The following is a 26,291-nucleotide window of genomic DNA, read 5'->3' as shown; positions in this document are numbered from 1 at the left end:
GCCTAGCGCGCCCCATCCGGCCATAGAACGACGCGCACCGTCTGAAGCAGGATCAGGAGGTCGAGAAAGGGCGAATAATTTTTCGCATAATAAAGATCATATTCGAGTTTGACACGGGCGTCCTCGACCGACGCGCCATAGGGATAATTGATCTGTGCCCAGCCCGTGAGGCCGGGCTTCACCATATGGCGCTCGGCATAATAGGGGAGAGCGCGCGTCAGTTCTTCAACGAAGCTCGGGCGTTCGGGGCGCGGCCCGACAAAGCTCATTTCACCTTTAAGGACGCACCAGGTCTGCGGCAGTTCGTCGATGCGAAGCTTGCGGATGATATGCCCGACACGCGTGACACGCGGGTCATTCTCACTCGCCCACACCGCCTGCCCTGCGGCCTCGGCATCGGTCCGCATCGAACGGATCTTCACGATATTGTAGATCTGGCCGTAGAGCCCGACGCGGGGCTGGCGATAGAATATCGGTCCCTTGCTATCGAGCTTGACCGCAATTCCCGCGAGAAGGATCAGCGGGAGGCCGATCACCAGAACCGCAAGACTTGCGACGATGTCGAACAATCGCTTGCTGACCTTGGCGATGCGCTGTCCCGCTGAAAAGCCATCGGAAAATATGAGAAAGCTCGGGTTGGTGGTTGCAAGGTCGACGCGCCCCGTCTCGCGCTCAAGAAAACTCGCCATATCGTTGACGTGCACCCCGGTCGTCTTGACGCGCAGAAGGTCGGAAAGCGGCAGAGCGCCGCGCCGTTCCTCCATCGCGAGCACGACTTCGCCGGCGCCGAGCGCAACGGCATGGTCGGCAAGGCTCGGCACCGATGCGCGGGGCAGCGCCTCCGGGACCGCGGTTTCACTTGGCCGCATCGCGACGAAGCCGACGATACTGAGCCCGCTTCCCGGCGCATTGGCAAGCCCCTTGAGCCGCGCCGCGCGCGGTCCGGCGCCGAGCACAAGGATGCGCCGGCGAAAGGCGTCAGCGCCCGCGCTCTGTGTCAGCGCGAGACGGACGATGAGGAGCGCCCCGATCGCAAGAACCATCGCGTAGAGGCTGTTTGCGCGCCACAGCGTCGCATCGGGCAACAGAAAGCGCACGACCGACAGGAAGATGACGCCAAGCGAGATCGCAGCGAGCAGCCGCGCGGTGGCAAAGCCCATCGCCCGTAGCGCCTCGGTGCCGTACATGCCGACCGCCATCATCGCGAGCGCGTTGGCGAGCGCAAAGGTGACGACCGGCACCCAGCGCCCTATGGGCGGTCCGGCATCGAACCCCGTCTGATGCGCATAGATATGCCACGCGGCCTCCGCCGAGACGAGCAGCACTGCGAACTCAAACAGCGCAAGCCAGACGACCGCGTACGGCACATAATGTTTGAACAGCCTGAACATGAAGAATGGCGCGCCCTTTCCGGCGGCCGATCCTACGGGCCAGGGGTGAAGTGTCGGTTAACTTTACACCTGGTTCATGCACAGCGGACTCATCGCGCGCGTCGCTCGATCTCGTTCCGAGCCGCCTGCGCTATGAAGGCGCTCCGGGTCAGGCTCCGCTCAGACGCGGCTTTATCTATCGCCTCCAATATGCCGCGATCCAGCGAGATGTGGGCACGAACAACATGATGATCGTTGGCGATGCGAGGGACAGCGACGAGAAACGCGCCTGCGGCCAACTCGTCAGCCACGGCAGCCTGAGCCTGATCAAGCCGCATCGGAACGACCTCCTCTTGATCGTCGAACCACAACGCCAGCGCCTCTGCGGCATTAGGAAGAACGTCGTCGAGATTATCGGCTGCCGAGAAGCAGCCAGGAAGATCGGGAAAGGTCACGCCGAACGCGCCGTCAGCATCCTTATGAACGAGAGCGTAGAAATATTTCATAGCGAATCTTCATCGGGTGATTGCGTAATTATTTGCGCAAACCCTCCTCACAACGAGGTTAGGATGTCCGGCTTTCCTACAGCAAAAACACGATAGTCGCGGTAAAAAACACCGCGAAACTCTCGAGGAAAAGCCGCACGTCGCGGCTGCTCACGAGCCCGGGCCGCGAGCGGCGTTCGGCGGCGATCGCCCGGCGCAGCGAGCCTTCCCAGTCCGCCGGAGCGCGAAGCCGCGCGATGGCCAACTGCCGTGCATCGTGGTCGCGCAAGCGGCCGCGAATGTCGATGCGAAGATCGGGGTCGAGTCGGTCCATGCCCCGACGCTAGGCAGATCTTAACGATCCGGTAAGGTTAAAAAGTCGTTAACGGGCCAAGCGTCCCGTCCCGGGACGTGTTGCAGCCGGTCGGCTAAAGTGGCGGAGGGGCGATGCGCACGGTGGCCCGCTCGCCGGCGCCCGCCTGGAACGGCTTGCAGCGCTGCGGCCGCATCCGGGGGCCAAGGCAGATGCGCACTTCGGTGAGCCAGCCCTTGCGATCGGTTGCGACCGCGATCATCGGCGCACTTATCCCCGGGTTGACGCGCGCAAAGGCAGCGCGGACCGAGCCTGCGGTCTGCGGGCGCGCCGCGAGGCCTTTCATGTCGGGAAAGCGCACAGCGCCGAACATGATCGCAGCGGCGCGGAAATAGGCGGCGGGATTCGGGCTCATGCAGGTGCCGTGCTTTGCCCATTCGTGCTGCAGCAGCTGCGCTGAGGGCGTCATGCACATGTGGCGACGGAGGACGGTCGCGGGCACGGTCTGCGCCGGGCGGCACCATTGCGGATAGGCGGGACCGTCCGCCTCGGGCCACAGACCGTGAAGGACAAAGCCGAAGCGCCCATTCTCCCCTGAACATTGAAAGCGATCGGCCGCCCGCTTCGGATTGGCAGCGCTCGCGCAGCGCTGCGGCGACCAGCTCATCGCCAAAAGATACCCTGCGATCCTGGGGCTTCGCGCCGGCTCGCCGCGCGGCGCCGTTTCGGGGCGCGGAACCGGGATATGATCGGGCGCCGTGCAGGCGAGCGCCTGCGCCTGGGCATATGTCGGTGCCAGCATAAAGACGATGGCCGCCCAGAAGGCCCCGATCTTCGGTCCGAGCCTGGATTGCCGAAGGAGCACGCCTCCCTCGCGCGCCAGATCGAAGCTGCTCAATGGGAGGCGCGCGGCAAAGGGATGGCGGAGGGCGTTAAGCCAGCGCAAAATCGAGCCCGATGTCAGCGGCGGGGGCCGATTGGGTGAGCCGCCCCACCGACACATAGGTCACGCCGGTTTCGGCTATCGCGCGGATCGTGTCGAGCCGAACCCCGCCCGAGGCTTCGGTGGGAATGCGACCGGCAACGATCGCAACCGAGTCGCGCAAGGCTGCAAGGTCCATGTTGTCGAGCAGCAAGTGTGTCGCCCCGGCGCCAAGCGCGGGCGCCACCTGGTCGACGCGGTCGACTTCGACGATGATCGTTTCGATTCCGGCCGCTACCGCCCGCCGCACCGCTTCCTCGACCGATCCCGCCACCGCGACGTGATTGTCCTTGATCATCGCCGCGTCCCAGAGACCCATCCGGTGATTGGTCGCGCCGCCCATCCGGGTGGCATATTTTTCGAGCACCCGAAGGCCGGGAATCGTCTTGCGTGTGTCGAGCAGCGTCGCACCCGTCCCGGCAATCGCGTCGACATAGGTGCGCGTCAGCGTCGCGATGCCCGACAGATGCTGTACCGTGTTGAGCGCCGAGCGCTCGGCAGTCAGCATCGCGCGCGCATTGCCCGACAGGCGAACAAGGTCGGTACCGGGGTCAACTTGCGCGCCCTCCTCGACCAGCACCTCGATGGCCATGTCGGGCGCAAGCGCACGGAAGAAGCGCACCGCGATCGGCAATCCCGCGACGGTGATCGCGTCGCGGCTGCCCATCACCCCTTCGAAGCGCGCCTCCGCAGGAATTGTCGCGAGGGAGGTGATATCGCCGCCGATACCGAGATCTTCGGAAAGCGTGGCGCGGACGAAGGCATCGAGGTCGAAGCCGGGGAGCGAGAAATCGGTCATGGCCCCCGCGATAATGGCTGGGGTCTGCAAATCAACTTGACGTTTACGTTAACTGGCGCTGACATGCGTCGACGCGGCAACCATGCCACCTTCGGAGCGACACCATGCAATCCCCCATCTCGGCCCTCCTCGGCATCGAATTTCCCCTTCTCGCTTTCTCGCACTGCCGCGACGTCGTCGTGGCCGTGTCGAAAGCCGGCGGCATGGGCGTTTTCGGCGCCGCCGCCCTGTCGCCTGACCGGCTCGAAGAGGAACTTGCCTGGATCGACGCGCATATCGGCGGACGTCCTTACGGCGTCGACCTCATCGTTCCCAACAGCTTCTCCGGCAAGGGCGAAGCGCCGGCCGCCGCCGCGCCACAGGTCCCGGAGACGCACCGGCAGTTTGCGGCCCGGATTCTCGGCCAGTTCGACGTCGACGCCGCGGGGCTCGACGATGCGATGAGCGAGCGGCAGAGTTTTGGGGACAACATGCACGATGAAGGTGCAGCAAGACTCCTCGAGGTCGCATTCCGCCATCCGATCAGGCTCATCGCCAATGCCCTCGGCGTCCCGCCCCAGCTGATGCTCGATCTTGGAAAGCAGCATGATGTTCCCGTCGCGGCCCTTGTCGGTACGCGCGACCATGCGCTGGCGCAGGTGCGCGCAGGGGTCGATATTCTCGTCGTCGCAGGCGGCGAGGCCGGCGGCCACTGCGGCGAAGTCGCGACGATGGTGCTCGTACCCGAGGTTGCCGCTGCGCTCGATGCGATCGGAAACCCAACTCCGATTCTCGCCGCGGGCGGCATCGTCACCGGGCGCCAGATGGCGGCGGCGATGGCGATGGGCGCCCACGGCGCCTGGTGCGGATCGGTGTGGCTGACCACCGCCGAGGCCGAAACCAATCCCGTCGTGAAGGAAAAGATGCTCGCGGCTTCGGCGCGCGATACTGTGCGCTCGAAGAGCCGCACCGGAAAGCCCTCGCGCCAGCTTCGATCGCCATGGACCGATGCATGGGAGGCCGAAGGCGCACCCAAGCCGCTTCCGATGCCGCTCCAGTCGCTGGTCAGCGAACCTGCGCTGCGCAAGGTCGATAAATTGTCAGAAGGCGGCCACGAAGGCGCAAAGGCGCTCGCGACCTATTGGGTCGGCCAGGGGGTCGGCCTGATGAACGAGGCGATGAGCGCCGGCCAGGTCGTCCAGGCGTTCAAGGAAGACTGGATCGCTGCCTGCGAACGCCTGAACGGCTTCCTCGGGGAGTGACGAGCAAGGCTTCCCGTCCCGATGCCGTGGGAGGGGGCCGTCTGCGGCGCTAAGCGCCTGCGCTGCCGTCTCGGATCCCTCGCCTCTGCCCCGCATGGGCCCCTGCCCCATGCCTTGGGGCATGGGGAGGGGCCGAGAGCGATTTTTCAGGAAACCGTCGCCTTGACGATCTTGCCAGGCTCGCGCGGCGGCTCGCCCTTGGGCAGCGCGTCGACATTTTCCATGCCTTCGATCACTTCGCCCCAGACGGTGTACTGGTTGTCGAGGAAGCGGGCATCCTCGAAGCAGATGAAGAACTGGCTGTTCGCGCTGTTCGGATTCTGCGCACGCGCCATCGAACAGATGCCGCGAACGTGCGGTTCGCTGTTGAATTCTGCGGGAAGGTCGGGAAGCTGGCTGCCGCCCATGCCCGTTCCCGTCGGATCGCCGCCCTGCGCCATGAAGCCGGGGATCACGCGGTGAAAGACGACGCCATCGTAGAAGCCTTCGCTCGCGAGCTGGCTGATCCGCTCGACATGCTTCGGCGCAAGATCGGGGCGCAGGCGGATGACAACATCGCCGGTCGACAGCGACAGGGTAAGGGTCTGTTCGGACATGGAGGGCTCCTCATGGATTGGATGGGCGGTGCCATAGCGGGCGCAGCCGGCAAAGCCACGCATTAATTGCCCGCGCCGGCTTGGCCGGCGTTGCCAAGCCTTTCCTGCGGGACTAGGGGGAAATTCGGTTCACGAGGCTGTTTCGGCCGATCATGACAGGGAGGGCCGCGCGATGGACGAACGCGAAGATTCCCTGCACCCCCAAGACGATATCCTCACCGATGACCGCGGCCGCGGCGCCGAAGGTGCAAGCCAGGAGGCCGAGACCGAGCTCGACGAGGACGATCGGCTGAAGCCCGAATTCGTAAGCGACGTGCTCGCGCTCGCCGAAGCCGGCGAACATGAAGCGGCGCGTGAACGTATCGGCCGCCTCCACCCTGCCGATATCGCCGACCTGTTTGAGCTGGTGTCCGATGAGGACCGGCCGCTACTCGCCTCGGTCCTCGGCGACATGCTCTCCCCGGACGTGCTCGCCGAGATGAACGAGCATGTGCGCGAGCGGCTGATCGACCTGCTCGCGCCCGAGCAGGTGGCGGAAATCGCCTCCGAACTCGACACCGACGACGCGGTCGCAATCATCGAGGACATGGAGGAGGACGAGCAGCAGGCCGTCCTTCAGGCGATGGAGCCCGAGGACCGCGCCGCGATCGAGGATGCGCTCTCCTTCCCCGAGGAATCAGCCGGCCGCCTGATGCAGCGCGACCTTGTGGCGGTGCCCGAGCATGTCCGCGTTGGCGACGTCATCGACCGTTTGCGCGAAGACACCGAGCTCACGAGCGATTTTTGGGAAATCTTTGTTGTCGACCCGATGCACCGCCCGGTGGGAACGTGCCAGCTCAGCTGGATCCTGCGCACCCCGCGCGACATTGCGATCAGCGACGTGATGAAGCGTGAGCAGACGCTGATCCCGGTCGACATGGACCAGGAAGAGGTCGCGCTTCGCTTCCAGAAATATGCCCTGATCTCGGCTGCCGTCGTCGACAAGGCCGGACGGCTCGTCGGCATGATCACGGTCGACGACATCGTCCACATCATTCAGGAAGAAGCAGGCGAAGACATTTTGCGCCTGTCCGGCGCCGGCGACGGGGACATCAACGAGCCGATTCGCGAAACCTATGCCGCGCGTGTGCGCTGGCTGATTGCCAATCTCGGCACCGCGCTCGTGGCCTCTACGATCGTCGGCCTGTTCGGCGGCGCGATCGAACATATGGTGGCGCTGGCTGCGCTCATGCCGATTGTCGCAGGCGTCGGCGGCAATGCGGGAACGCAGACGCTCGCGGTGACGGTTCGTGCGCTCGCGATGAACCAGCTCACCGATTCGAACAGCTGGCGCGCAGTCTGGCGCGAAATGAAGATCGCGCTCCTCAACGGCGGAACGATTGCGCTGATCGCGGGAACCGCGACCGCCGTCTGGTTCTCAAACCCCGGCCTTGGCGGCGTGATTGCGGCGGCCATGATCGTGAACATTTTCGTCGCCGGGGTGGCGGGCGTCGCCATTCCCCTCCTCCTCGACCGGCTCGATCAGGATCCGGCCGTCGCCAGTTCCATTTTCGTCACCATGACGACCGATTCCATGGGCTTTCTCGCCTTTCTGGGGCTCGCAGTGGCGAGCGGGATCACGGCGCTCTGACCGCAAACTTTTGGAATCCAAGCGATTCAAAAGAAACGCGGAAAAAAGTGCGACCCGGCGCATTTTTTTGGGAACTTACCGCCATCAGGCTCGTTTCCCTTTCGAGCAGCGGTCATCGCCCCCCCGCAGCGCTGCTCAGCAACATTGGCCCGGCCCGCATTCCCTCCCCCCCCCTCGAACGCGTGCCGGGCCATTTTGCACCCTGGAACCCGCAAGAGGTGATCGAATGACGAGTGTCCGTGTTATCCTTCTCACCCTGCTCGCCAGCTTTCTGGTCGCTGGCTGCAATACGGTGAAGGGCGTCGGCCGCGATATCGAATCGGTTGGACAGGCCGGCTCAGACGCCATCAACTGAGAGCCCGAAAAGTAACTTACCCTAACCCTCTTCGAGAGGCTCGGGCGCCGTTTCGGCGCCTGTTTTGTTGCGCCGCCGCTGCGTGAACCAGATGGCGAAGAGCGACAGTTCATAAAGCAGGATCAGCGGCACCGCGAGCAGGAACTGGCTGAGAACGTCGGGCGGCGTTGCGACTGCGGCGATCCCGAAGGCCGCGACGATCATGTAGCGCCGCGCCGATATGAGCTGGGCGCGCGTGACCAGTCCCGACCGCTCGATCAGCATCAGGAGGATCGGCAGAAGGAAGGCGATGCCGAACGCCATGATGAATTGCATGATGAAGCTGAGGTAATTGCCCACTGAGGGCAGCGCCTCCTGCGTCACCCCGCCGACGGTCCCTTGATATCCCAGCAGGAATTTGAGCGCCAAGGGCACGGTGACAAAATAGGCAAAGCTCGCGCCGATCGCGAACAGCACCGGGGTTGCAAAGAGAAAAGGCAGGAGCGCCTTCTTTTCCTGGCGATAGAGACCCGGCGCCACGAATTTCCAGAGCTGGTTGGCGATCACCGGAAAGGCGATCATCATCGCTGCGAACAGCGCGACCTTGATCTCGACAAAAAAGGCCTCGAACAACTGGGTGTAGATGAGCTTGCCCTGCCCGGCCTGGACGAGCGGCTGGACGAGAATGCCGAAAATCGGCCGCGCGAAATAAAGGCACGCCCCGAAAGCGACGGCAATCGCAAGCAGCGACTTCAAAAGGCGTGAACGCAGCTCGATCAGATGATCGAGCAGCGGCATCTTGCCGCCGGCACCGTCATCCTCATCGTCCGCAAGCGGGGTTGGAGCCGTCATGGCAGCGGCCCGTCCCTCGGCGGCACGGCATGGGTCTCGGGATGCTCAGGAGATGCTGGGGCGGCAGCCGCATCATCGTCTGCGGCGGTCTCACGGACCGGAGCGGGAATCGCTGGCGCGTTCGGCTCGGCATCGACACGCGGAAACTCGCGCATGATCGCCTCATTCTGCTCGCGCCATTGCTTTTCCAGTTCTTCAAGCTCGGCCTCGCGCATCATCGTGTCGAGCCCGGCACGGAAATGGCGCGCCATGCCGCGCGCCTTGCCCACCCATTTGCCGACAAACCGCATCGCCTTGGGAAGGTCCTTGGGGCCGATGACGACCAGCGCCACGACAATGACGAGCAGCAGCTCGGTGGGCGCAACGTCGAACATTTACCAGCCAATCCCCGCAGACGGACGAAAATCAGCGGTTTTCGGTTTCCGCGGTCGGAGCCGGTGTGACCGACGGATCGCTAGCGCGCTGCCCTTCGATATGGCGAGGCGCGGCCGGCGGCGTGTCGTCGTCGGCCATGCCCTTCTTGAAACTTTTGATGCCCTTGGCAACGTCGCCCATCATGTCCGAGAAGCGTCCCTTGCCGAACAATAGCAGGACGATCACGCCGAAGACCAGCCAGTGCCAGATGCTCAAACCACCCATCTCAAAATCTCCTTGCGCCGTCCATATAGGGGGGAGCGACGCGTAATGCACGCGGCGACGTCAAAAAACCCTAAGCCTCTTCGCCGTCCTTGACCAGATCCAGCTCGCCCATTGCCTCTTCGAACGCAAGGTCGACAGGATCAAGAAGGCCCGCGGCGCGCAAATCGTCGATGCCCGGCAGATCCTTGCGGCTGCCAAGCCCGAAATGCTGCAAAAACGCGTCCGTCGTCCGATAGACAAGCGGACGCCCGGGCACCTCGCGCCGACCCGCCGGGGCGATCCATTCGGCCTCCATCAGCACGTCGAGCGTGCCCTTCGATGTTTGAACACCGCGAATCGCCTCGATCTCGGCGCGGCTGACCGGCTCATGGTAGGCGATGATCGCGAGAACCTCCGAAGCCGCGCGCGAAAGCTTGCGCGGATCGTCGCGCTCGCGGCGGAGGAGATGCGCAAGGTCGGCAGGCGTCTGGAAGTGCCAATGTCCGCCGCGTTCAACCAGTTCGATGCCGCTTCCTGCGTGGCGCGCGGCGATTTTCTGGACGATCGCGCGCACCTCACCTGCCGTCACATCGTCACCGAGGCGGGCCGCGAGCTGCCGCGGGTCGAGCGGCTCGTCGCTGGCGAAGATCATGGCCTCGATGGCGCGTTCGCGATCGTCGATAGGGGTCATGCCGATGCCGCCTTCAGATAAAGCGGCTCGAACGCGCCGTCCTGCTTGAGGTCGACGCGGCCCTGCCGCGCAAGTTCGAGTGCTGCAAGAAAACTCGATGCAATCGCCGAGCGGCGCAGCGGCCCCACATAATCGGGGGGGAGAAAGTCGGAGAGTTCGGCCCAGTCGAGCTTGATTCCGATCATGCGCTCAAGGTGATGAAGCGCCGCGTCGAGCGTGACCACCGGGCGCCGTGCGACCATATGGACGACGGGTTCGGTGCGCAGCTTGACCTGTCCATAGGCTGCGAGCAGGTCGTAGAGGGTAGCGTCCCACCGCCGAACCCGAACCTCGCGCAGCCCTTCGGGCTTCGGCCGCAGGAACACATCGCGGCCGACCCGGTCGCGCGCGAGCAGCCGCGCTGCGGCCTCGCGCATCGCCGCAAGCCGCTGGAGCCTGAGTTGCAACCTGAGCGCAAGCTCGTCGGGCGAGGGATCCTCGGCCGGATCCTTGGGCAGCAGCAGGGCCGATTTGAGATAGGCGAGCCAGGCGGCCATGACGAGATAATCGGCCGCGACCTCGAGCTTTAGCGCCCGCATTTCCGCGATGAAGGTCAGATATTGTTCGACCAGCGCAAGGATGGATATCTGCCGCAGATCGACCTTCTGGCTTCGCGCAAGGGTCAGCAAGAGGTCGAGCGGTCCTTCCCAGCTTTCGAGGCTGAGTTGCAGCGCATCTTCGCGCTCCGCCGCTCGTGGAGCCAGCTCGAAATCGAGTGGCAGTTCCTCCATCGGCAGCTCAGGCGATCGCCAGCAGCGCATCGCGCTGATCGACGAGCATCGCAAACTGACGCGGATCGCGCACGCCCGCGATCCGGTCCATCGCGCCCTCGAGGCGCGAGAGCGCCTTCTCGCTGATCGGATCGAGCGCGTTCGCGATCCCGATCATGTCGTCCATCTTCCCCCAGCAGTTGAGCGCGATGTCGCAGCCCGCCGCAATCGCGGCCGCAGCGCGCGAGGGCACATCGCCCGACAGCGCCTTCATGTCGAGATCATCGGTCATCAAAAGGCCGTGAAAACCGATGCGCTGGCGGATCACGCTGTCGATAATCAGCGGCGACAAGGTCGCCGGGCGGTCAGGGTCCCACGCGCTGAACACGACATGACAGGTCATCGCCATCGCCGCGTCGCGCAGCGCCGCAAAGGGAGCAAGGTCGCTCTGCAAGTCGTGATCGCTTGCCGTCACAACAGGCAATTCCTCGTGCGAGTCGAGCAGCGCGCGGCCGTGGCCCGGTATATGCTTGACGATGCCGACGACGCCGCCGTCCTGGAGACCGGAGAGGATCGCGCGCCCGAGCGCTGCGACGCGCATCGGCTCGCTCCCGAGCGCGCGGTCGCCGATGACGTCACTCGCACCTGGCTGGCGAACATCGAGCAGCGGCAGGCAATCGACGGTAATTCCGACCTCGGCGAGCATGGAGGCGAGCGCCATGGCGTTGAGCCGCGCCGCCTCGATTGCGCTCGCCGGCGCCCGCTCATAGAGGTCGTCAAAAGCGGCGCCGCTTGGAAAATCGGGCCATTCGGGCGATTTCATCCGCGCCACGCGTCCGCCCTCCTGGTCGATCAGGATCGGCAAATGGGTGCGGCCATCGAGCGAACGCAGATCGTCGGTAAGGCGCCTGAGCTGCTCGCGATTCTCGATGTTGCGGCCAAAGAGGATATAACCTGCAGGCCTGCTATCGCGAAAGAAAGCGCGCTCATCGTCGGTCAGCGTCAGGCCCGAAAGGCCGAAAATTGCGGGTATCATGCGTCAACCTCCATAGGCTGGCGCCCCCTCACGCGGCAACCAAGGGACGCATCATGCCATAGCGGCCGATACGAACCAACGCCGGTTGCGGCGAAACGGGCCGAATCAGCGGACGATATCGCAATTCTCCCCTGCTACCCGTAGTTTACCGCATAAAGTCTTGGCGTTGGCGGCCGTCCCTGCCGCGACGCGAAGGCGGTAGACCTTGTTGCCGCCCACATCCGCCGCCGATACGAAGCGGTTGAGTTCGGCAAGATAGGCAAAGCGCTTCGAAAGGTTCGCCCAGGCCTTGTTTGCGGCCGCTTCGCTGCGGAAAGCGCCGAGCTGAACAAGGGCGCCGCCGGCCTCGGCCGGTGCGCTCGCCGCGCTGCCCACGGAGGTTTTCACCAAGGTTGCAGCGGGAGCCGCCCCCGCACTGCCGGCCGCGGCAGCCCGCCCCGCCCCGGCTTTCGCCGCGTCCTTTTCAGCTGCCTGCTTCGCCGCGGCAGCCTTTGCCGCAGCCTCGCGTTCGGCGGGCGTGACAGCCGGCTCCTCGGGCATCCGGCTCGGATCCACCCGGCCCGCGGGCTCCACGCCCTCGCTCGCGGCGAAGCTTGCATCCCCTTCGCCTTCGAAAGTCCGCGAGGCATCGTTGCTCGGCACGACCTTGTAGTGGCCCGGCTGGGCAGCGATCAGCTCGCCATTGCCGCGCGCTCCGCCATTCTGGAGCCACCAGAGCCCCCCGAGCACGGCACCGATCAGGAGGAGGCCGCCCAAGACCATGACAAGCAGGCGGGTCGGCGAAACTTCCGGATCGTCTTCATAGTCGTCCGCCGCCTCCAGCCAGGGCAGCCGATCCTCGGCGTCCAATCCCAGCCCCGCATCCCCGTTATCGCCCATCAAGCCATCTCCTCGAGCGCGTCGACCCCCATCAGGTGCAGCCCATTGCGGATAACCTGCCCGATTCCATCGGCCAAATAAAGCCGCGTCGCCGTCAGTTCGGGGTCAGCCGGCAAAATCACGCGCGCCTCGGGGCGGTCGTTGCCCATGTTCCACCAGGCATGAAAGGCAGCTGCCACGTCGCCGAGGTAGAAGGCGATGCGGTGCGGCTCGCGCGCCGATGCGGCTGCCTCGACGATGCGCGGGAATTGCGCGAGAAGCTTCACGAGGCCCAGTTCATAGGCATCGAGGCGCGCCAGTTCGGGTGAAGCGGCCGCGACGCCTGTCTCGGCCAGCTTTCGCTTCAGCGAAGCGATCCGGGCATGGGCGTATTGGACATAGAAGACAGGATTGTCGCGCGACGCCTCGACGACCTTGGCAAAGTCGAAATCCATCTGCGCATCGGCCTTGCGCGTCAGCATGGTGAAGCGCACCGCATCCTTGCCGACCTCGTCGACAATGTCGGCGAGCGTCACGAAATTGCCGGCCCGCTTCGACATCTTGAACGGTTCGCCATTCTTAAGAAGGCGCACCATTTGGACGAGCTTGACGTCGAAACGCGTCTTTCCGCCCGTCAGCGCTGCAACCGCCGCCTTGATCCGCTTGACGGTGCCGGCGTGGTCGGCGCCCCAGATGTCGATCAGCTCGTCGGCGCTCTGGGCCTTTTGATAATGGTAGGCAAGGTCGGCGCCGAAATAGGTCCAGCTGCCGTCCGACTTCTTGATCGGCCGGTCCTGATCGTCGCCAAATTGGGTCGAGCGGAACAGCGGCAGCTCAACCGGTTCCCAATCCTCGGGCGTCTCCCCCTTCGGCGCTTCGAGCAGACCATCATAGACGAGCCCCTGCTCGCGCAGCCACGCCTCCGCCGCCGCTGGCTTGCCTTCCGCCTGCAGTTCAGCTTCCGACGAGAAAAGATCGTGATGAATGCCAAGCTTCGCAAGATCGCCGCGGATCATGTCCATCATCGCGCTCACCGCCTCGGCGCGGAACAGGCCAAGCCAGGCGCTCTCCGGCGCGCCAACGAAGCGGTCGCCATATTCGGCCGCGAGGCTTTTGGCGACCGGCTTCAGATAGTCGCCAGGATAAAGACCTTCCGGGATCACGCCGATATCTTCGCCGAGCGCTTCGCGGTAACGCATGTGGACCGAGCGGGCGAGAACATCGACCTGCGCGCCTGCATCATTGACATAATATTCGCGGATCACCTTGTGCCCGGCAAATTCGAGCAAGGCGGCAAGCGCATCCCCGACCACCGCGCCGCGGCAATGGCCGACGTGCATCGGCCCTGTGGGGTTGGCAGAGACATATTCGATATTGACCCGGCGGCCTTCGCCCATCGCCGAGCGACCGTAATCGGCGCCCTTTTCGTGAATGAGCGCAAGCTCCTCGCGCCAGCTGTCATCGGCGAGGCGCAAGTTGATGAAACCCGGCCCCGCAACGCTCGCCTCGGTGACCTCGCCGAGCGCGCCGAGTTCGGCGACGAGCAGCTCGGCGAGCGCGCGCGGGTTCATGCCTGCGGGTTTGGCAAGCACCATCGCGGCGTTCGTTGCAACATCGCCGTGCGCGGGATCGCGCGGGGGCTCGACGCTGATCGCGCTTCGCTCGAGCCCCGCCGGCAGGGCATTCCTGGCGGCCAGCGCATCGAGCGCGGCGCCGATATGATCGGAAAAGCGGCTGAAGAGGGTCATGAAAGGGACCTATCCTGGTTCAAGGGATTGAAGCGCGCCCTATCGCAGCTTGGGCAACACGAAAAGCCCTGCGCCGCCGCCGGGCGCCGCAGGTCATCGAAGATGCGACGGGCGCCGCCGCGCCGCCGCGACACCCTATCGTCGGACGTTATATTCGAGCTGTTCGGGCGTCAGCTGGAAGCCGACGAGCAGTTCAAAGCTGGCGCGTTGCACCGCCGCTCTCACCTCGGGCAGGCTGAGCGGATCGACAGCCGCGTCGGCATCGCCGGGCTTGCGCTTGCGCGTGATGCGCTCCTGAATGTCGGCGGGCAAGGTCGCCGCGGCCGCGTCGACATAGGCCGACGCTTGCGCATGGCCGGACCCGCGGGTCTCGCCCTCGGCGAAACTGACGGTCACCTGGCCGAGACGCTTCGCCACCACCGCGGTCCCGCCCTGCACGACTGTCGCAAAATAGGGCAAGGTGACGCTGCGTGCCGGTCCTGCATCGCGGCGCGTTGCCACGACGTCGAAATCGGCGAGCTGGTAGATTTTCTCACCCGTGTCGTTGCACTGGGGCGTCAGCTTCGTGATCGTCGCCACGACGTCGATCGCGCCCGCATCGCGGCGCGTCGCGGGGTCGAACAGGGTGATGTCGCCGGTATGCAGCGGAATCGCGACCGCGGGGCATTTGTCGCGCGTCGCGGTGATGCCGACACCCGCCGAGATGTCGAGCTCATTGTCGCGTCCGCAGCCGGCCGCCGTCGCCATGGCCGCCACCCCGCAAAGGATGGCGATGATCTTGCGGGACGAGGAGGAAGTCGGCTTCATAAGGGTCAGGCTTTCCAATCGGCGGGACGGGACGGGGTCTTTCCCGCTCCATGCGCGCCGCTTCTTATCGGCGCGATGAACGAGGTGCAACAGGCAGGCGCCCGCCCCACAAGCCGCTTTACCGCAGACGGCCTCCTACGCTAGAGCGCTGCGGCATGAACGCACCGCTCAAAATGGCGTCCCCGCTTCGAGCCGAACCGGCGGAACTCAAGGTATTGATCGCGGCGCCGCGCGGATTTTGCGCCGGCGTCGACCGGGCGATCCGCATCGTCGAACTCGCGATCGAACGTTTCGGCGCGCCCGTCTATGTGCGCCATGAAATCGTCCACAATCGCTATGTCGTCGACAAGCTGAAGGCCAAGGGCGCGATCTTCGTCGAATCGCTCGATCAGGTTCCCGATGGCGTTCCGGTGGTGTTCAGTGCGCACGGCGTTCCCAAGGCCGTGCCCGCAAAGGCCGCAGCGCGCGGGCTCGATTATATCGACGCGACCTGCCCCCTGGTCTCGAAAGTGCACCGGCAGGCCGAACGCGCGCACGAGGCCGGACGCCACATCGTCTTCATCGGGCACGCCGGGCATCCCGAGGTCATCGGGACGCTTGGGCAGCTTCCCGACGGCGCAATGACACTGGTCGAATCGGTCGACGACGTCGCCCGCCTGACGCCGCCCGATCCTGAAAAGCTTGCCTTTCTCACCCAGACGACGCTCTCCGTCGACGATACGCGCGACATCGTTGCCGCACTTGAGCATCGCTTTCCCTCGATCCAGGGACCCCGCGGAGAGGATATTTGCTACGCAACGTCAAACCGGCAGGCGGCCGTGAAGGCGATTGCGGGCCAGTGCGACCGGGTGATCGTGATCGGCGCCCCGAACAGCTCGAACAGCCTTCGCCTTGTCGAGGTTGCCGAGCGGCTCGGCACCCCTGCCCATCTCGTTCAACGCGGCGACGACATCGCGCCCGACTGGCTCGCGGATATCGCAACGCTCGGCATCACCGCGGGCGCGAGCGCGCCCGAGACGCTGGTGCGCGAAGTGATCGATGCCGTGGCGAAGCACCGCAGAATCGTCGAGGACGTCGTCGTGACCGCGCAGGAAAACATGATCTTCAAGTTGCCGCGCGGGCTTGAACGCTGATGGCGGTCTATACCGAGGTCGATCCCGACGACCTGGCTGCGCTCGTTGCCCGCTACGACATCGGGACCGTCCGTTCGTGCAAGGGCATTGCCGAAGGCGTTGAAAACAGCAATTTCCTCCTGGAGACGACGGACGGACGCTTCATCCTGACGCTCTATGAAAAGCGGGTTCGCGCCGACGAACTGCCTTTTTTCGTCGACCTGCTTGGCCATCTCGCTGCCAAGGGCTGCCCGGTGCCAGCGATGATCCGCGATCGAAGCGGCGCTGCGATCCAGCAGATTTCAGGGCGCGCGGCGTGCATTATCCAATTTCTCCCCGGAATCTCGCTGACGCGGCCGACCGCGGCTCAGTGCGAAGCCGCCGGCGCCGCGCTCGGCCGAACCCACCGGGCGCTCGAAGATTTCGCGGGCGTTCGCGAGAACAACATGGGTCATCGGCATTGGCGCGAGATCGCACAGGCCGCGGGCGATCTCGACACCGTGCTGCCGGGCCTCGGCGCAATCGTCGATGCCGAACTCGGCTATCTGGGTGTGCGCTGGCCCGCGGACCTACCCGCGCACGTGATCCACGCAGACCTTTTCCCTGACAATGTGCTCATGCTGGGCGACGAAGTGACGGGGCTCATCGACTTCTATTTCGCCGCGAGTGACTACCGCGCCTATGATCTTGCCGTCACCCACGCATCATGGACCTTCTCCTCCGACGGGACGCGGTGCGATGGGGCGCGCGCAGCGGCGTTGATGCGCGGCTATGCGCGCGAGATCGCGCTCACCAGCGAGGAACGCGCCGCGCTGCCCATCCTTGCGCGCGGCGCCTCGCTTCGTTTCCTGCTGACGCGCGCCCACGACTGGATCCACACGCCCGCGGACGCGCTCGTGACGCGCAAGGACCCTTCGCCCTTTCTCGCGCGCCTGCGCCGCTACTCTGCCCCCGATGCGATGGATCTCTTCGGGGCATGACGGGGAGCGCAGGCAGAACGGTGATCGTCGCGACCGACGGCGCGTGCAAGGGCAATCCGGGCCCGGGCGGCTGGGGTGCGGTGCTGCGCTGGGGCGATGTCGTTAAGACGATATCGGGAGGCGAGGCAGAGACAACCAACAACCGGATGGAACTGATGGCCGCGATCGAGGCGCTCGCCACCTTGAAGCGGGGGTGCCGCGTCGAGTTGTCCACCGACAGCGTCTATGTTCGCGACGGCATCACGAAATGGATCCACGGATGGCAAAGGAACGGCTGGAAGACCGCCGCGAAAAAGCCCGTCGCCAATGCCGATCTGTGGCAGCGCCTCGCAGCCGAGGCAAAGCGGCACGAGATCGAATGGCTCTGGGTCAAGGGTCACGCCGGGCACGGCGACAATGAGCTTGCCGACCAGCTTGCCAGTGACGCTGCGCTTGCTGCGGCCCGGGCGCGCTAGGCGCCCGCACCGGCCTTTTGCAAAAGCTATTCGGCTTCGCGCGTTTCGGCGCCGGGGCCATTCTTCTTGATCGACTCGATGGCGTTTTTCGCCGAGGCCTTGCTGCTGTAGCCTTCGGTCCAGAAGATCGTTTCGCTATTATATTTGAAATAGGCGACGAACTCGCCCGCCTTGTTTTTCTTGATCTCGAAATAATGGGCCATCGGGTCCTCCACCAAGCGGAGCCGCCAGGATGCGCGGCTAACCTATGTTAAGCGCCTCGCCGCCGCGCGCAAGCGCCTCGATGGGTCAGGCAAAACGGCCCGGCGAATAAGGGCTGGGATCGAGGGCCCCGATCGCGCCCCCGGGCGCCGGCGCGCCGAGCTGGGCTGCAAGCAGCGCGGAAATGGCAGGCGAGGTCTGGATACCGAAACCGCCCTGCCCCGCGCACCAGGTGAAGGCAGGCTCGCAAGGGTCCGCGCCGAACACAGGCAGACGGTCGGGCGCGAAACTGCGCAGTCCCGCCCATTTGCGCTCGACCGCCGCGACGGGCCAGTCGACGACCGCCTGCAGCCGCTCGATCGCCAGCGCGACGTCGATTTCCTCGGGTGCCGCATCGCAGGGCTCGGAAGGCGTTTCATCATGCGGGCTCAGCCAAATGCGGCCTTCGCTCTCGCCCTTGAAATAGAATTGGCCGCCAACATGGACGATCAGCGGCAGGGCGGCCGGCACGGGCACCCCGAGTCGGACCTGAAGTACAGTGCGCCGATAGGGCTGGATGGCGAGCGGTTTGACGCCGCAGGCCGCTGCGACCCCGTCCGCCCAGGCGCCCGCCGCGTTCACGATGACATCGGCGATCATCTCGCCCCGCCCCGTCTCGACATGCCACCGCCCGCCGCGCCGGCGCGCCGCGATGAGCGGCGCGCGCGCAACCAGTTTTGCGCCTGCGCGCCTTGCTGCGCGCAGATAGGCAGCGTGGAGCGCCGCGACATCGATATCGCTGCACGCCGCCTCATAGGCAGCTTCGGTCCAGTCGGACCGGATGCCCGGCACTCTTTCTCTCACCTCGGCCGCCGCGAAACGCACGATGTCCACGCCCTTGGCCGCAAAGGCCCGCGTGAAAGCGTCGACCGCTTCCTTTTCCTCGCCGCGCCCGATCGTGAGCGCAGCGCGAGGCGCGAGAAAGGGATGGTCGGAAAAATCGCCGTCGGGGCGCGCGAGCGCGGCATAGGAGGCGGCCGAAAGCGGCTGTATGCCGACCCCGCCATAGCTTTCGTGCCAGAAGGCGGCCGAACGTCCGGTGGCGTGAACGCCGGGGCGATCCTCCGCCTCGATGATGACGATCTTCCGGTACGGCGCGAGCGCGGCCGCGAGGCTCGCGCCCGCGATCCCGGCGCCGACAACGAGAACGTCGGTGGCATGGGGCGGCGCGTCGCTCATGCCAAGGCGCATATCGGCCCGCGCGGGGAATGCAAGCCGGGCGGGGATTTCAACATGGTTACGCTTTGGTAAGCCATGCTTGCTACTGAAAATGCTGTGGGACACAATCCGACCGCTCTTGGCCTGATGGCTCTCCTCGCCGCGCTGATGATCGCTGCCGCGATCAGCGACCTGCGGTCGCGCACGATTTCCAATGCGCTGAACGCGGCGATCGCGCTGCTCGCCATCCCCTTCTGGTTTGCGAGCGGTCTTTTGGCCTGGCCCGAGATGCCGCTTCAGTTCGCGGCCGCCTTCGGCGTCTTCCTCGCTTTTGCCGGGCTCTTCGCGATCGGCGCCATGGGCGGCGGCGACGTCAAGATGATCGGTGCGGTGATGCTGTGGATCCCGCTGCCTTTGTTCATGCCGACGCTGACCGTCATGGCGATTGCCGGCGGACTGCTGTCAGGCGCCATGCTCATTCACATCAAATTGCGTCCATCCCAAAAGCCCGTCGAGGTCCCCTACGGGGTCGCGATCGCGGCGGCAGGCCTTTGGGCGCTTCACCAACATTATCTTAACCAGTTTCAGTCTATCGCATCGGCTTGAGGGAAAGCACGGCCGTTTCCGGTGCGTGCAGGAGGGCGAAAAATCGTCATGGATACGCGAAAGATAATGCTGATCGTCGGCGCGCTGATCGTTGCAGTGGGCGCGGCCTTTGGGGTCAACCAGATGATGCGCGGGGCCTCGGCACCGACCGCGCGCGCAGCGGCGGCGCCGGAAATTTCCGGACCGACAATTCTCGTTGCGACGCGGCAGCTACCCGCCGGCACGATCATCGGTCCTGACAGCTTCCGGTTTCAACCCTGGCCGAAGGACCTGGTCGAGAAGGCCTATTTCCTGAAAGAGAAGACCGACGTGAACTCGCTGGTCGGAACGGTCGTGCGTTATCCGATCACCGCGGGCGAACCGCTCACCCAGGGCGCTCTCGTCCATCCTGACGATCGCGGCTTCCTCGCTGCGGCTCTGGGCCCCGGCATGCGCGCCGTGACCGTCAAGGTCTCGCAGGAACAGGGCGTTGCGGGCTTTGTCTTCCCCGGTGACCGGGTCGACGTCGTGCTGTCGCAGACGATCGAGGTCAAGGAGGGCAGCGCCTATCCCGACGATCAGCTGTTCACGGCCGAGACGATCGTGCGCAACGTCCGCGTCCTTGCGACCGACCAGCGCTACGACGCGAAGGACGAAACCGGCAAGACGCCGGTTCGCACCTTCGGCTCGGTGACGCTCGAGGCGACGCCCGAAATCGCAGAGAAGATCGCGGTGGCCCAGAATATGGGCAAGCTTTCGCTCGCCCTGCGTCCGCTGGCGGAAACGAGCGGCGAACTCGAGGCCGCGATTGCCTCGGGTGAAATCGATGTGCCCGCAAAGGGCGGCACCGCCGCTGAACGCAAGATGCTCGCCGAAGTCGCGGCGCGCCCGACTTCGGGCCGCAGCTCGGCCACGACGGGCGGCGACGTATCGCGCTTCTGGATCCCGGTGAGGGGCCGCGTCGGCGGCAGCGGAGCCGCGCCGCAGCAGGCTGCATATGCGGGCGCTCCGGCAGCGGGCGGACGCCCGGCGCCGGTGTCCAGCGGTCCGGTCGTTCGCGTGACCCGCGGTGACAGGACTACCGAAGTTCCGGTTGGGGGGAAGTAAGATGAACCGCAAAGCCAAAATGAAGGCGGCCGCGCTGGCCCGAACCCTGGCCATCGGCCTGGTCTCGGCGGCCCTGGTTTCCGCCCCGTCGCAGCAGGCCTCGGCGCAGGCGACCCAGAATGCGAGCTCAAGCATCGACCTGTCGGTGGGCCGCGGCCGCCTGATCAGCCTGCCCGCCCCGATGGTCGACGTCTTCGTCGCGAACGACGCCGTAGCCGATGTCCAGGTCCGCTCGGCGCGCCAGCTCTACATCTTCGGCAAGGCACCGGGCGAGACGAGCATCTATGCCACCGATGCCAGCGGCCGCGTGGTCTATTCGACCGTCGCGCGCGTTGGCAACAATATCGAGACGATCGACCAGATGCTCGCGCTCGCCATGCCCGAGGCGAAAATCGCGGCGAACACGATGAACGGCCTCGTGCTGCTCACCGGCACGGTGGAGTCGCCCGATGATGCCGCCGAAGCTGAACGCCTGGTGCAGGCCTTCGTCGGCGAAGGGACCAAAGTGCTCTCCCGCCTGCGCACCGCGACGCCGCTCCAGGTCAACCTGCAGGTTCGCATCGCCGAGGTGAACCGCTCGCTGGTCAAGGAGATCAGCGGCAATATCCTCACCCGCGACCGCGATGGCCCGCTTGGCAACGGCTTCCTCGGCGGAGTCTTCGGCGGCCGCACTGCCGGGAACATTCTCTATCCGGGCGAAGGCGATCCGCCGATCCCCCCCGGGTCGACCGCTTACCAGATCACGACGCCGAGCGGTACGCGCAGTATCGCAGGGGCGGGCCGCCTCTTTGGCCTCGACCTTATCGCCTCGCTCGACATGGGCGAGCGTTCGGGAATGGTGGTGACACTCGCGCAGCCCAACCTGACGGCAATCTCGGGTGAAACCGCCGATTTCCTCGCAGGCGGCGAATTCCCGATCCCGATTCCCGGCAATTTTGCGGGCACGACGATCGAATATCGCAAATATGGTGTGAGCCTCGCCTACACGCCCACGGTGCTGTCGAATGGCCGCATCAGCCTGCGCGTGCGGCCCGAGGTTTCGGAGCTTTCGACCGAAGGCGCGATCGAGATGGAAGGATTCCAGATCCCCGCGCTGACAATCCGCCGCGCCGAGACGACCGTCGAACTCGGCTCAGGCGAGAGCTTCATGATCGCCGGCCTGATGAACAATCGCGCGATCGGCGCGATCGACAAGATGCCGGGCCTTGGCGATGTGCCGATCCTCGGGACCTTGTTCAAGTCGGACAGCTTCCGCCGCGGCGAAACCGAACTCGTCATCGTCGTGACCCCCTATCTGGTGAACCCGGTTTCGGCGAACGACATCAAGCTTCCCACCGATGCCTATCAGGTGGCGAACGACGCCGCGCGATTGTTTCTCAACCAGACAAGCAACGGCGTGAGCGGCGGCGACAGGCCCAAACCGCGCCTCGACACCTCGGCAGGCGACGCCGACCGGCTACGCGGCGGCGACGACGTGTCGCCTGGCTTCAGCATCAAGTGACGCGCTGGCTTTCAGGGAGCAAAGTGATGAAGAAAATCGCAACTTGGACCACGCTGGCACTGGTCACGACGCTCGCGGGCTGCACGGGCAGTGCCAACAGCAACATGAGCCTCGATTCGGTGCACCAGCCGGTCGTGCGCAACCACATCTATCAATTCGACGTCGCTGCCACGGGCGGTGAACTCCCGCCCAGTGAGCAGGGCCGCCTTCAGGGCTGGTTCGATGCGATGGGCGTGCGTTACGGCGACCGGATCTCGATCGAGGATCCTGCCGCCTATGGCAATGACGCCGCGAAAGCCGCGGTGCGGGCCATCGTCGAGCGTCGCGGCCTGCTCGTTGGCACCGATGCGCCCGTCACCACGGGCGAAATACCGCCCGGCTACATGCGCATCGTCGTGACGCGCGCCTCGGCCCATGTGCCGGGATGCCCCGATTGGGCGAGCCAGTCGTCGATCAATTTCAACAACGCGACCTCGTCCAACTATGGCTGCGCGACGAACAGCAATCTCGCCGCGATGGTCTCGGACCCCAATGACCTCATCAAGGGAGCGGCCGGCGAGCGGTACGATCCCAATACCGCAAGCCGCGCCATCAAGACCTATCGGGAGAAGCCGCCGACGGGAGCCGGCGAACTGCGCGGTGAATCGACGAGTGGAGGTGGCAAGTGAACGCGCCTTTCAAAGCAGCCGGGCTGCGTGAGCCCTTTAACGCCTTCGTTTGCGACGACGATACGCTGGAGCTGATCCGCGTCGCCGCGGCCGACATGGGCTGGCCGATCGAGAAGTGCAACAAGGGCGGCCTTCGCAATGCGGTCCAGTCGCTCTCCGTCTCGGCAAGCCCGAACATCCTGTTCGTCGACATGTCCGAATCGGGCGATCCCATCAACGACATCAACGCGCTTGCCGAAGTGTGCGAGCCGGGCACCGTCGTGATCGCAGCCGGGCAGGTCAACGACGTGCGACTTTATCGCGATCTCCTTTCGAGCGGCATTCAGGATTATCTCCTGAAGCCCCTGTCGCTCGATCAGGTCCGTGAATCGCTCACGATGGCACAGGCAATGCTCGCGGCTCCCAAGCATGCGGACATGCTCGACGACAAGCCGCATCACATGACCGCGGTGGTCGGCGTGCGCGGCGGCGTGGGCGCCTCGCTCGTCTCGACCTCGCTCGCCTGGGTGATGAGCGAGCAGGCGGGCCGCCAGACCGCGCTCCTCGATCTCGACATCCATTTCGGAACCGGCGCGCTGACGCTCGACCTCGAACCGGGCCGCGGCCTGATCGACGCGATCGACAATCCGAGCCGCATCGATGGTCTGTTCATCGAACGCGCGATGGTCCGCGCCTCGGACAAGCTCAGTCTCCTGTCGGCCGAAGCGCCGATCCACCAGCCGGTGATGACCGACGGCTCGGCCTTCTTCCAGCTGGAAGAAGAGCTGCGCAATGCGTTCGAAATGACGATTGTCGACATTCCGCGCCAGGTCCTCATCCCCTTCCCGCACCTCGTGGCGGAAGCGGGAACGATCCTGCTCGTCAGCGACGTCACGCTTGCCGCGGCGCGCGACACGATCCGCCTCCTGTCGTGGTTCAAGCAGAATGTGCCGAGCGCACGCGTCATTCTCGTGGCCAACAAGTTCCAGAGCACGATTGGCGAGCTTTCGCGCAAGGAGTTTGAATCCTCGATCGAGCGCGATGTCGACGTCACGATCCCCTTCGATCCCAAGCTGGTCAGCCAGTCGGCAAAACTTGGCAAATCCTATGCCGAGATTTGCAAGGGCACCAAGGCAAGTCAGGTTTGGACACAGCTGATGCGCCTCGTCCTCGACGGCGCCGAGGAGGCCGAGGAGGTCTCCGTGTCCGCCCGGGGACAGTCGGGCGCCTCGCTTCTCGGCAAGCTCGGCAGCCTTGGCAATCTGGTGACGAAAAAGACCGCAAAACAGTCGTGACGAGATCGCAGAACAAAGCGGACCTCTGTCGTTCCCATCGCTAATCGGACGTACGATCATGACCCTGCCTACGCTGATTATCGCGGCCTGCTTCCTGGCTTTCGTCCTCGTCGTTCTGCTGTTCGGCGGACCGTCGGTCAGCAAGTCGAAGAGCCGCCGCCTCGCGATGATGAAGGACCGCCACGCCGCGTCGACCGAAGCGGTGGTCGCGGCCCAGATGCGCAAGACGATCCAGGCAGCGAGCGGGCGAGGGAGCAGCCTCTCCAGCCTCATGCCGCGGCGCGAGCAGATGGAATTGCGCCTGCGCCGGACGGGCAAGGGCTGGACGGTCAGCCAGTATATGTTCGCATCGATGGGGCTGTTCGTGGTGATGACCGGCGCGCTCCTCGTGCTTCGCACGCCCTTCGTGCTCGCCGCGCTGATCGGCGTGATGGCGGCGGTCGGTGTGCCCTATCTGGTGACGGGCCGGCTGATCAAGCGGCGCGTCGCGGCCTTCAACACGCGCTTTCCCGACGCGATCGACCTGCTCGTTCGCGGTCTGAAATCGGGGCTTCCGGTGACCGAAACCTTCCAGGTGGTCAGCCAGGAGCTTCCGGGACCCGTCGGCGAGGAATTTCGCGGAGTGGTCGAGCGCATCCGCATCGGGAACACGATGGAGGCAGCGCTGCAGGAATCGGCCGAGATGCTCGGAACCCCCGAGTTCCAGTTTTTCTGCATCACGATCGCGATCCAGCGAGAGACCGGCGGCAATCTTGCCGAGACGCTCGGAAATCTCTCGGACGTGCTGCGCAAGCGCGCGCAGATGAAGCTCAAGATCCGCGCCATGTCGTCGGAGGCCAAGGCCTCGGCCTATATCGTCGGCGCCCTGCCCTTCTTCGTGTTCGGCATCGTGTGGTCGATGAACCCTGAATATCTCTCGGGCTTCTTCCACGAACAGCGTCTCATCGTGACCGGGCTCGGCGGCCTCGTCTGGATGAGCATCGGCGCGTTCATCATGTCGCGCATGATCAGCTTCGAGATCTGAGGGAACGGCCGTGAACAGCAATCTCGTCCTCGCCGCCTTCTCCGGACGCCAGGCCGGACCCACGCTGTTGGGCGTCGACGTCGTCTGGGCGGCGACCATGCTTGCTGCAGTGGGCGTCTTCGCCGTGCTGCTCGCCGTCTATGGCGCGCTCACCGTTCGCGACCCCATGGCCAAGCGGGTCAAGGCGCTCAACGATCGCCGCGAACAGCTCAAGGCAGGCATCACGGCGTCGACCGCAAAGCGCCGCGTCAAGCTGGTTCGCAAGAACCAGACGGCCGACAAGATGCGCAGTTTCCTCGGCAAGCTGCAGGTGCTTCAGGACGAGCAGATCAAGGACGTGCAGCAAAAGCTCGCGCAGGCCGGCATCCGCTCGAAGGATCTGGCGGTTGCGGTGATCTTCGGGCGGCTCGTACTGCCGATTCTCCTCGGCGGTCTTGCCGCCTTGCTGATCTATGGCATCGATCTGTGGCCCGACCTTACGCCCTTCAAGCGCTCCGCCGCGACGATGGGGGCCCTGCTTCTCGGCTACAAGGCGCCCGACCTCTTCGTGGACAACAAGCGGCAGAAGCGCACCGACGCCATCCGAAAGGGGCTTCCCGACGCGCTCGACCTCCTCGTGATCTGCGCCGAGGCGGGCCTCACCGTCGATGCCGCCTTCAGTCGCGTCGCCAAGGAACTGGGCCGGGCCTATCCCGAACTCGGTGAGGAGTTTGCGCTGACCTCGATCGAACTCGGCTTCCTCACCGAGCGCCGCCAGGCGTTCGAGAATCTCGCCTATCGCGTCGATCTTGATTCGGTGAAGGGCGTCGTCACGACCATGATCCAGACCGAAAAATACGGCACGCCGCTCGCGAGCGCCTTGCGCGTTCTTTCAGCAGAATTCCGCAACGAGCGCATGATGCGCGCGGAGGAAAAGGCAGCCCGGCTTCCGGCGATCATGACGGTGCCGCTGATCCTCTTCATCCTGCCGTGCCTCTTCATCGTGATCCTTGGACCCGCAGCCTGTTCGCTCAAGGACGCGCTCGCGGGGTCGATGTCCTAACCGAGCGGAGGCAAGCTCGACCATCCGGGGGGCGGG

Annotated in this window: 30 protein-coding genes; 13 read left to right on the top strand and 17 right to left on the bottom strand. The window is 65.0% G+C overall.

Features of this window, described 5'->3' with window-relative positions:
- Nucleotides 1–2 precede the first annotated feature (2 nt).
- The 5 genes from LH20_RS09950 to nadC all read right to left on the bottom strand — a co-directional run bounded on the left by LH20_RS09950 (nucleotide 3) and on the right by nadC (nucleotide 3,949).
- The gene (locus LH20_RS09950) at nucleotides 3–1,391 is read right to left on the bottom strand and encodes a TIGR03013 family XrtA/PEP-CTERM system glycosyltransferase (protein ID WP_053554059.1); all 1,389 of its coding nucleotides are present in this window, start codon (nucleotides 1,389–1,391) and stop codon (nucleotides 3–5) included.
- Nucleotides 1,392–1,480: 89 nt separating this feature from the next.
- Nucleotides 1,481–1,876 carry a type II toxin-antitoxin system HicB family antitoxin gene (locus LH20_RS09945; protein WP_053554058.1) on the bottom strand — a complete coding sequence of 132 codons (396 nt, stop codon included), beginning with the start codon at nucleotides 1,874–1,876 and terminating at the stop codon, nucleotides 1,481–1,483.
- Between the two features lie 76 nt (nucleotides 1,877–1,952).
- Nucleotides 1,953–2,189 (bottom strand): hypothetical protein, encoded by a 237-nt coding sequence (locus LH20_RS09940; protein WP_053554057.1) that lies wholly within the window; start codon nucleotides 2,187–2,189, stop codon nucleotides 1,953–1,955.
- 94 nt (nucleotides 2,190–2,283) lie between these two features.
- Complete coding sequence (locus tag LH20_RS09935) at nucleotides 2,284–3,066, bottom strand: ribonuclease T2 family protein (protein ID WP_235527173.1); 783 nt, start codon at nucleotides 3,064–3,066, stop codon at nucleotides 2,284–2,286.
- Nucleotides 3,067–3,100: 34 nt separating this feature from the next.
- On the bottom strand, nucleotides 3,101–3,949 hold the full coding sequence (gene nadC, locus LH20_RS09930; RefSeq protein ID WP_053554056.1) for a carboxylating nicotinate-nucleotide diphosphorylase: 849 nt from the start codon (nucleotides 3,947–3,949) through the stop codon (nucleotides 3,101–3,103).
- Nucleotides 3,950–4,053: 104 nt separating this feature from the next.
- Between nadC and LH20_RS09925 the strand changes: the two genes are divergently transcribed.
- Nucleotides 4,054–5,190: an NAD(P)H-dependent flavin oxidoreductase gene (locus tag LH20_RS09925; protein WP_053554055.1), complete on the top strand. Its 1,137-nt coding sequence runs from the start codon at nucleotides 4,054–4,056 to the stop codon at nucleotides 5,188–5,190.
- A 146-nt stretch (nucleotides 5,191–5,336) separates the two neighbouring features.
- Here the strand turns inward: LH20_RS09925 and LH20_RS09920 are convergent, their stop codons facing one another.
- Nucleotides 5,337–5,786 carry a peptidylprolyl isomerase gene (locus tag LH20_RS09920; RefSeq protein WP_053554054.1) on the bottom strand — a complete coding sequence of 150 codons (450 nt, stop codon included), beginning with the start codon at nucleotides 5,784–5,786 and terminating at the stop codon, nucleotides 5,337–5,339.
- A gap of 172 nt (nucleotides 5,787–5,958) precedes the next feature.
- Between LH20_RS09920 and mgtE the strand changes: the two genes are divergently transcribed.
- Together mgtE and LH20_RS09910 are read left to right on the top strand one after the other, a co-directional pair.
- Entirely contained in the window at nucleotides 5,959–7,416 is a 1,458-nt protein-coding gene (mgtE, locus tag LH20_RS09915; protein ID WP_053554053.1) for a magnesium transporter, read from the top strand.
- A gap of 226 nt (nucleotides 7,417–7,642) precedes the next feature.
- Nucleotides 7,643–7,771: an entericidin A/B family lipoprotein gene (locus LH20_RS09910; protein WP_053554052.1), complete on the top strand. Its 129-nt coding sequence runs from the start codon at nucleotides 7,643–7,645 to the stop codon at nucleotides 7,769–7,771.
- 21 nt (nucleotides 7,772–7,792) lie between these two features.
- On the opposite strand, the gene tatC is transcribed toward LH20_RS09910, so the two are convergent.
- From tatC to LH20_RS09865, 9 genes are all read right to left on the bottom strand, one after another.
- On the bottom strand, nucleotides 7,793–8,602 hold the full coding sequence (gene tatC, locus LH20_RS09905) for a twin-arginine translocase subunit TatC (protein WP_053554051.1): 810 nt from the start codon (nucleotides 8,600–8,602) through the stop codon (nucleotides 7,793–7,795).
- On the bottom strand, nucleotides 8,599–8,976 hold the full coding sequence (gene tatB, locus LH20_RS09900) for a Sec-independent protein translocase protein TatB (protein ID WP_053554050.1): 378 nt from the start codon (nucleotides 8,974–8,976) through the stop codon (nucleotides 8,599–8,601). Before tatB ends, tatC begins: the two co-directional genes overlap by 4 nt.
- Nucleotides 8,977–9,007: 31 nt before the next feature.
- On the bottom strand, nucleotides 9,008–9,241 hold the full coding sequence (locus LH20_RS09895) for a twin-arginine translocase TatA/TatE family subunit (protein WP_053554049.1): 234 nt from the start codon (nucleotides 9,239–9,241) through the stop codon (nucleotides 9,008–9,010).
- 70 nt (nucleotides 9,242–9,311) lie between these two features.
- Nucleotides 9,312–9,911: an SMC-Scp complex subunit ScpB gene (gene scpB, locus LH20_RS09890; RefSeq protein WP_053554048.1), complete on the bottom strand. Its 600-nt coding sequence runs from the start codon at nucleotides 9,909–9,911 to the stop codon at nucleotides 9,312–9,314.
- On the bottom strand, nucleotides 9,908–10,711 hold the full coding sequence (locus LH20_RS09885; RefSeq protein ID WP_442800455.1) for a segregation and condensation protein A: 804 nt from the start codon (nucleotides 10,709–10,711) through the stop codon (nucleotides 9,908–9,910). Before LH20_RS09885 ends, scpB begins: the two co-directional genes overlap by 4 nt.
- Nucleotides 10,689–11,696: a beta-N-acetylhexosaminidase gene (gene nagZ / locus LH20_RS09880; RefSeq protein ID WP_053554047.1), complete on the bottom strand. Its 1,008-nt coding sequence runs from the start codon at nucleotides 11,694–11,696 to the stop codon at nucleotides 10,689–10,691. Before nagZ ends, LH20_RS09885 begins: the two co-directional genes overlap by 23 nt.
- Nucleotides 11,697–11,801: 105 nt before the next feature.
- On the bottom strand, nucleotides 11,802–12,575 hold the full coding sequence (locus tag LH20_RS09875) for an SPOR domain-containing protein (protein ID WP_053554046.1): 774 nt from the start codon (nucleotides 12,573–12,575) through the stop codon (nucleotides 11,802–11,804).
- On the bottom strand, nucleotides 12,575–14,302 hold the full coding sequence (gene argS, locus LH20_RS09870) for an arginine--tRNA ligase (RefSeq protein WP_053554045.1): 1,728 nt from the start codon (nucleotides 14,300–14,302) through the stop codon (nucleotides 12,575–12,577). Before argS ends, LH20_RS09875 begins: the two co-directional genes overlap by 1 nt.
- A gap of 135 nt (nucleotides 14,303–14,437) precedes the next feature.
- Complete coding sequence (locus LH20_RS09865; RefSeq protein WP_053556216.1) at nucleotides 14,438–15,109, bottom strand: hypothetical protein; 672 nt, start codon at nucleotides 15,107–15,109, stop codon at nucleotides 14,438–14,440.
- Nucleotides 15,110–15,264: 155 nt separating this feature from the next.
- Between LH20_RS09865 and ispH the strand changes: the two genes are divergently transcribed.
- The 3 genes from ispH to rnhA are packed head-to-tail and all read left to right on the top strand — an operon-like array spanning nucleotide 15,265 to nucleotide 17,656.
- Nucleotides 15,265–16,242, top strand: coding sequence for a 4-hydroxy-3-methylbut-2-enyl diphosphate reductase (gene ispH / locus LH20_RS09860; RefSeq protein ID WP_200905462.1), 978 nt, complete (start codon nucleotides 15,265–15,267; stop codon nucleotides 16,240–16,242).
- Complete coding sequence (gene thrB / locus LH20_RS09855) at nucleotides 16,242–17,201, top strand: homoserine kinase (RefSeq protein WP_053554044.1); 960 nt, start codon at nucleotides 16,242–16,244, stop codon at nucleotides 17,199–17,201. Before ispH ends, thrB begins: the two co-directional genes overlap by 1 nt.
- A complete protein-coding gene (gene rnhA / locus LH20_RS09850) occupies nucleotides 17,198–17,656 on the top strand; it encodes a ribonuclease HI (protein WP_053554043.1) in 459 nt (152 codons plus the stop codon). Before thrB ends, rnhA begins: the two co-directional genes overlap by 4 nt.
- Before the next feature lie 26 nt (nucleotides 17,657–17,682).
- Here rnhA and LH20_RS22910 read toward each other — a convergent pair whose 3' ends face one another.
- Together LH20_RS22910 and LH20_RS09845 are read right to left on the bottom strand one after the other, a co-directional pair.
- Complete coding sequence (locus LH20_RS22910) at nucleotides 17,683–17,859, bottom strand: YegP family protein (RefSeq protein WP_079637949.1); 177 nt, start codon at nucleotides 17,857–17,859, stop codon at nucleotides 17,683–17,685.
- A gap of 85 nt (nucleotides 17,860–17,944) precedes the next feature.
- Complete coding sequence (locus LH20_RS09845) at nucleotides 17,945–19,075, bottom strand: NAD(P)/FAD-dependent oxidoreductase (RefSeq protein WP_053556214.1); 1,131 nt, start codon at nucleotides 19,073–19,075, stop codon at nucleotides 17,945–17,947.
- 75 nt (nucleotides 19,076–19,150) lie between these two features.
- Here LH20_RS09845 and LH20_RS09840 point away from each other — a divergent pair, with 75 nt between their 5' ends.
- From LH20_RS09840 to LH20_RS09810, 7 genes are all read left to right on the top strand, one after another.
- Nucleotides 19,151–19,660: an A24 family peptidase gene (locus LH20_RS09840; protein ID WP_053554042.1), complete on the top strand. Its 510-nt coding sequence runs from the start codon at nucleotides 19,151–19,153 to the stop codon at nucleotides 19,658–19,660.
- A 48-nt stretch (nucleotides 19,661–19,708) separates the two neighbouring features.
- Nucleotides 19,709–20,746 carry a Flp pilus assembly protein CpaB gene (cpaB, locus tag LH20_RS09835; RefSeq protein WP_053554041.1) on the top strand — a complete coding sequence of 346 codons (1,038 nt, stop codon included), beginning with the start codon at nucleotides 19,709–19,711 and terminating at the stop codon, nucleotides 20,744–20,746.
- A gap of 1 nt (nucleotide 20,747) precedes the next feature.
- The gene (locus LH20_RS09830; RefSeq protein WP_053554040.1) at nucleotides 20,748–22,247 is read left to right on the top strand and encodes a type II and III secretion system protein family protein; all 1,500 of its coding nucleotides are present in this window, start codon (nucleotides 20,748–20,750) and stop codon (nucleotides 22,245–22,247) included.
- 26 nt (nucleotides 22,248–22,273) lie between these two features.
- Entirely contained in the window at nucleotides 22,274–22,915 is a 642-nt protein-coding gene (locus LH20_RS09825) for a CpaD family pilus assembly protein (protein WP_053554039.1), read from the top strand.
- Entirely contained in the window at nucleotides 22,912–24,189 is a 1,278-nt protein-coding gene (locus LH20_RS09820; RefSeq protein WP_053554038.1) for a pilus assembly protein CpaE, read from the top strand. The genes LH20_RS09825 and LH20_RS09820 overlap by 4 nt, the downstream gene beginning before the upstream one ends.
- Nucleotides 24,190–24,247: 58 nt before the next feature.
- Nucleotides 24,248–25,213, top strand: a complete 966-nt coding sequence (locus LH20_RS09815) for a type II secretion system F family protein (RefSeq protein WP_053554037.1) — start codon at nucleotides 24,248–24,250, stop codon at nucleotides 25,211–25,213.
- 97 nt (nucleotides 25,214–25,310) lie between these two features.
- Nucleotides 25,311–26,255, top strand: coding sequence for a type II secretion system F family protein (locus tag LH20_RS09810; protein ID WP_053556213.1), 945 nt, complete (start codon nucleotides 25,311–25,313; stop codon nucleotides 26,253–26,255).
- Nucleotides 26,256–26,291: the final 36 nt, after the last annotated feature.

Origin of the sequence: Sphingopyxis sp. 113P3 (assembly GCF_001278035.1) — a bacterium.
In the GTDB taxonomy this organism is placed as follows: Bacteria; Pseudomonadota; Alphaproteobacteria; order Sphingomonadales; family Sphingomonadaceae; genus Sphingopyxis.
The sequence above is the reverse complement of the archived record's forward strand: the minus strand, read 5'-3'. Positions and strand labels throughout refer to the sequence as shown.

Excerpts from the sequence above, each read along its gene's own strand:
- LH20_RS09950 (WP_053554059.1), bottom strand. The coding sequence starts at position 1,391 with ATGTTCAGGCTGTTCAAACATTATGTGCCGTACGCGGTCGTCTGGCTT.
- LH20_RS09945 (WP_053554058.1), bottom strand. The coding sequence starts at position 1,876 with ATGAAATATTTCTACGCTCTCGTTCATAAGGATGCTGACGGCGCGTTC.
- LH20_RS09940 (WP_053554057.1), bottom strand. The coding sequence starts at position 2,189 with ATGGACCGACTCGACCCCGATCTTCGCATCGACATTCGCGGCCGCTTG.
- nadC (WP_053554056.1), bottom strand. The coding sequence starts at position 3,949 with ATGACCGATTTCTCGCTCCCCGGCTTCGACCTCGATGCCTTCGTCCGC.
- LH20_RS09925 (WP_053554055.1), top strand. The coding sequence starts at position 4,054 with ATGCAATCCCCCATCTCGGCCCTCCTCGGCATCGAATTTCCCCTTCTC.
- LH20_RS09920 (WP_053554054.1), bottom strand. The coding sequence starts at position 5,786 with ATGTCCGAACAGACCCTTACCCTGTCGCTGTCGACCGGCGATGTTGTC.
- mgtE (WP_053554053.1), top strand. The coding sequence starts at position 5,959 with ATGGACGAACGCGAAGATTCCCTGCACCCCCAAGACGATATCCTCACC.
- LH20_RS09910 (WP_053554052.1), top strand. The coding sequence starts at position 7,643 with ATGACGAGTGTCCGTGTTATCCTTCTCACCCTGCTCGCCAGCTTTCTG.
- tatC (WP_053554051.1), bottom strand. The coding sequence starts at position 8,602 with ATGACGGCTCCAACCCCGCTTGCGGACGATGAGGATGACGGTGCCGGC.
- tatB (WP_053554050.1), bottom strand. The coding sequence starts at position 8,976 with ATGTTCGACGTTGCGCCCACCGAGCTGCTGCTCGTCATTGTCGTGGCG.
- LH20_RS09895 (WP_053554049.1), bottom strand. The coding sequence starts at position 9,241 with ATGGGTGGTTTGAGCATCTGGCACTGGCTGGTCTTCGGCGTGATCGTC.
- scpB (WP_053554048.1), bottom strand. The coding sequence starts at position 9,911 with ATGACCCCTATCGACGATCGCGAACGCGCCATCGAGGCCATGATCTTC.
- LH20_RS09885 (WP_442800455.1), bottom strand. The coding sequence starts at position 10,711 with ATGCGCTGCTGGCGATCGCCTGAGCTGCCGATGGAGGAACTGCCACTC.
- nagZ (WP_053554047.1), bottom strand. The coding sequence starts at position 11,696 with ATGATACCCGCAATTTTCGGCCTTTCGGGCCTGACGCTGACCGACGAT.
- LH20_RS09875 (WP_053554046.1), bottom strand. The coding sequence starts at position 12,575 with ATGGGCGATAACGGGGATGCGGGGCTGGGATTGGACGCCGAGGATCGG.
- argS (WP_053554045.1), bottom strand. The coding sequence starts at position 14,302 with ATGACCCTCTTCAGCCGCTTTTCCGATCATATCGGCGCCGCGCTCGAT.
- LH20_RS09865 (WP_053556216.1), bottom strand. The coding sequence starts at position 15,109 with ATGAAGCCGACTTCCTCCTCGTCCCGCAAGATCATCGCCATCCTTTGC.
- ispH (WP_200905462.1), top strand. The coding sequence starts at position 15,265 with ATGAACGCACCGCTCAAAATGGCGTCCCCGCTTCGAGCCGAACCGGCG.
- thrB (WP_053554044.1), top strand. The coding sequence starts at position 16,242 with ATGGCGGTCTATACCGAGGTCGATCCCGACGACCTGGCTGCGCTCGTT.
- rnhA (WP_053554043.1), top strand. The coding sequence starts at position 17,198 with ATGACGGGGAGCGCAGGCAGAACGGTGATCGTCGCGACCGACGGCGCG.
- LH20_RS22910 (WP_079637949.1), bottom strand. The coding sequence starts at position 17,859 with ATGGCCCATTATTTCGAGATCAAGAAAAACAAGGCGGGCGAGTTCGTC.
- LH20_RS09845 (WP_053556214.1), bottom strand. The coding sequence starts at position 19,075 with ATGAGCGACGCGCCGCCCCATGCCACCGACGTTCTCGTTGTCGGCGCC.
- LH20_RS09840 (WP_053554042.1), top strand. The coding sequence starts at position 19,151 with ATGCTTGCTACTGAAAATGCTGTGGGACACAATCCGACCGCTCTTGGC.
- cpaB (WP_053554041.1), top strand. The coding sequence starts at position 19,709 with ATGGATACGCGAAAGATAATGCTGATCGTCGGCGCGCTGATCGTTGCA.
- LH20_RS09830 (WP_053554040.1), top strand. The coding sequence starts at position 20,748 with ATGAACCGCAAAGCCAAAATGAAGGCGGCCGCGCTGGCCCGAACCCTG.
- LH20_RS09825 (WP_053554039.1), top strand. The coding sequence starts at position 22,274 with ATGAAGAAAATCGCAACTTGGACCACGCTGGCACTGGTCACGACGCTC.
- LH20_RS09815 (WP_053554037.1), top strand. The coding sequence starts at position 24,248 with ATGACCCTGCCTACGCTGATTATCGCGGCCTGCTTCCTGGCTTTCGTC.
- LH20_RS09810 (WP_053556213.1), top strand. The coding sequence starts at position 25,311 with ATGCTTGCTGCAGTGGGCGTCTTCGCCGTGCTGCTCGCCGTCTATGGC.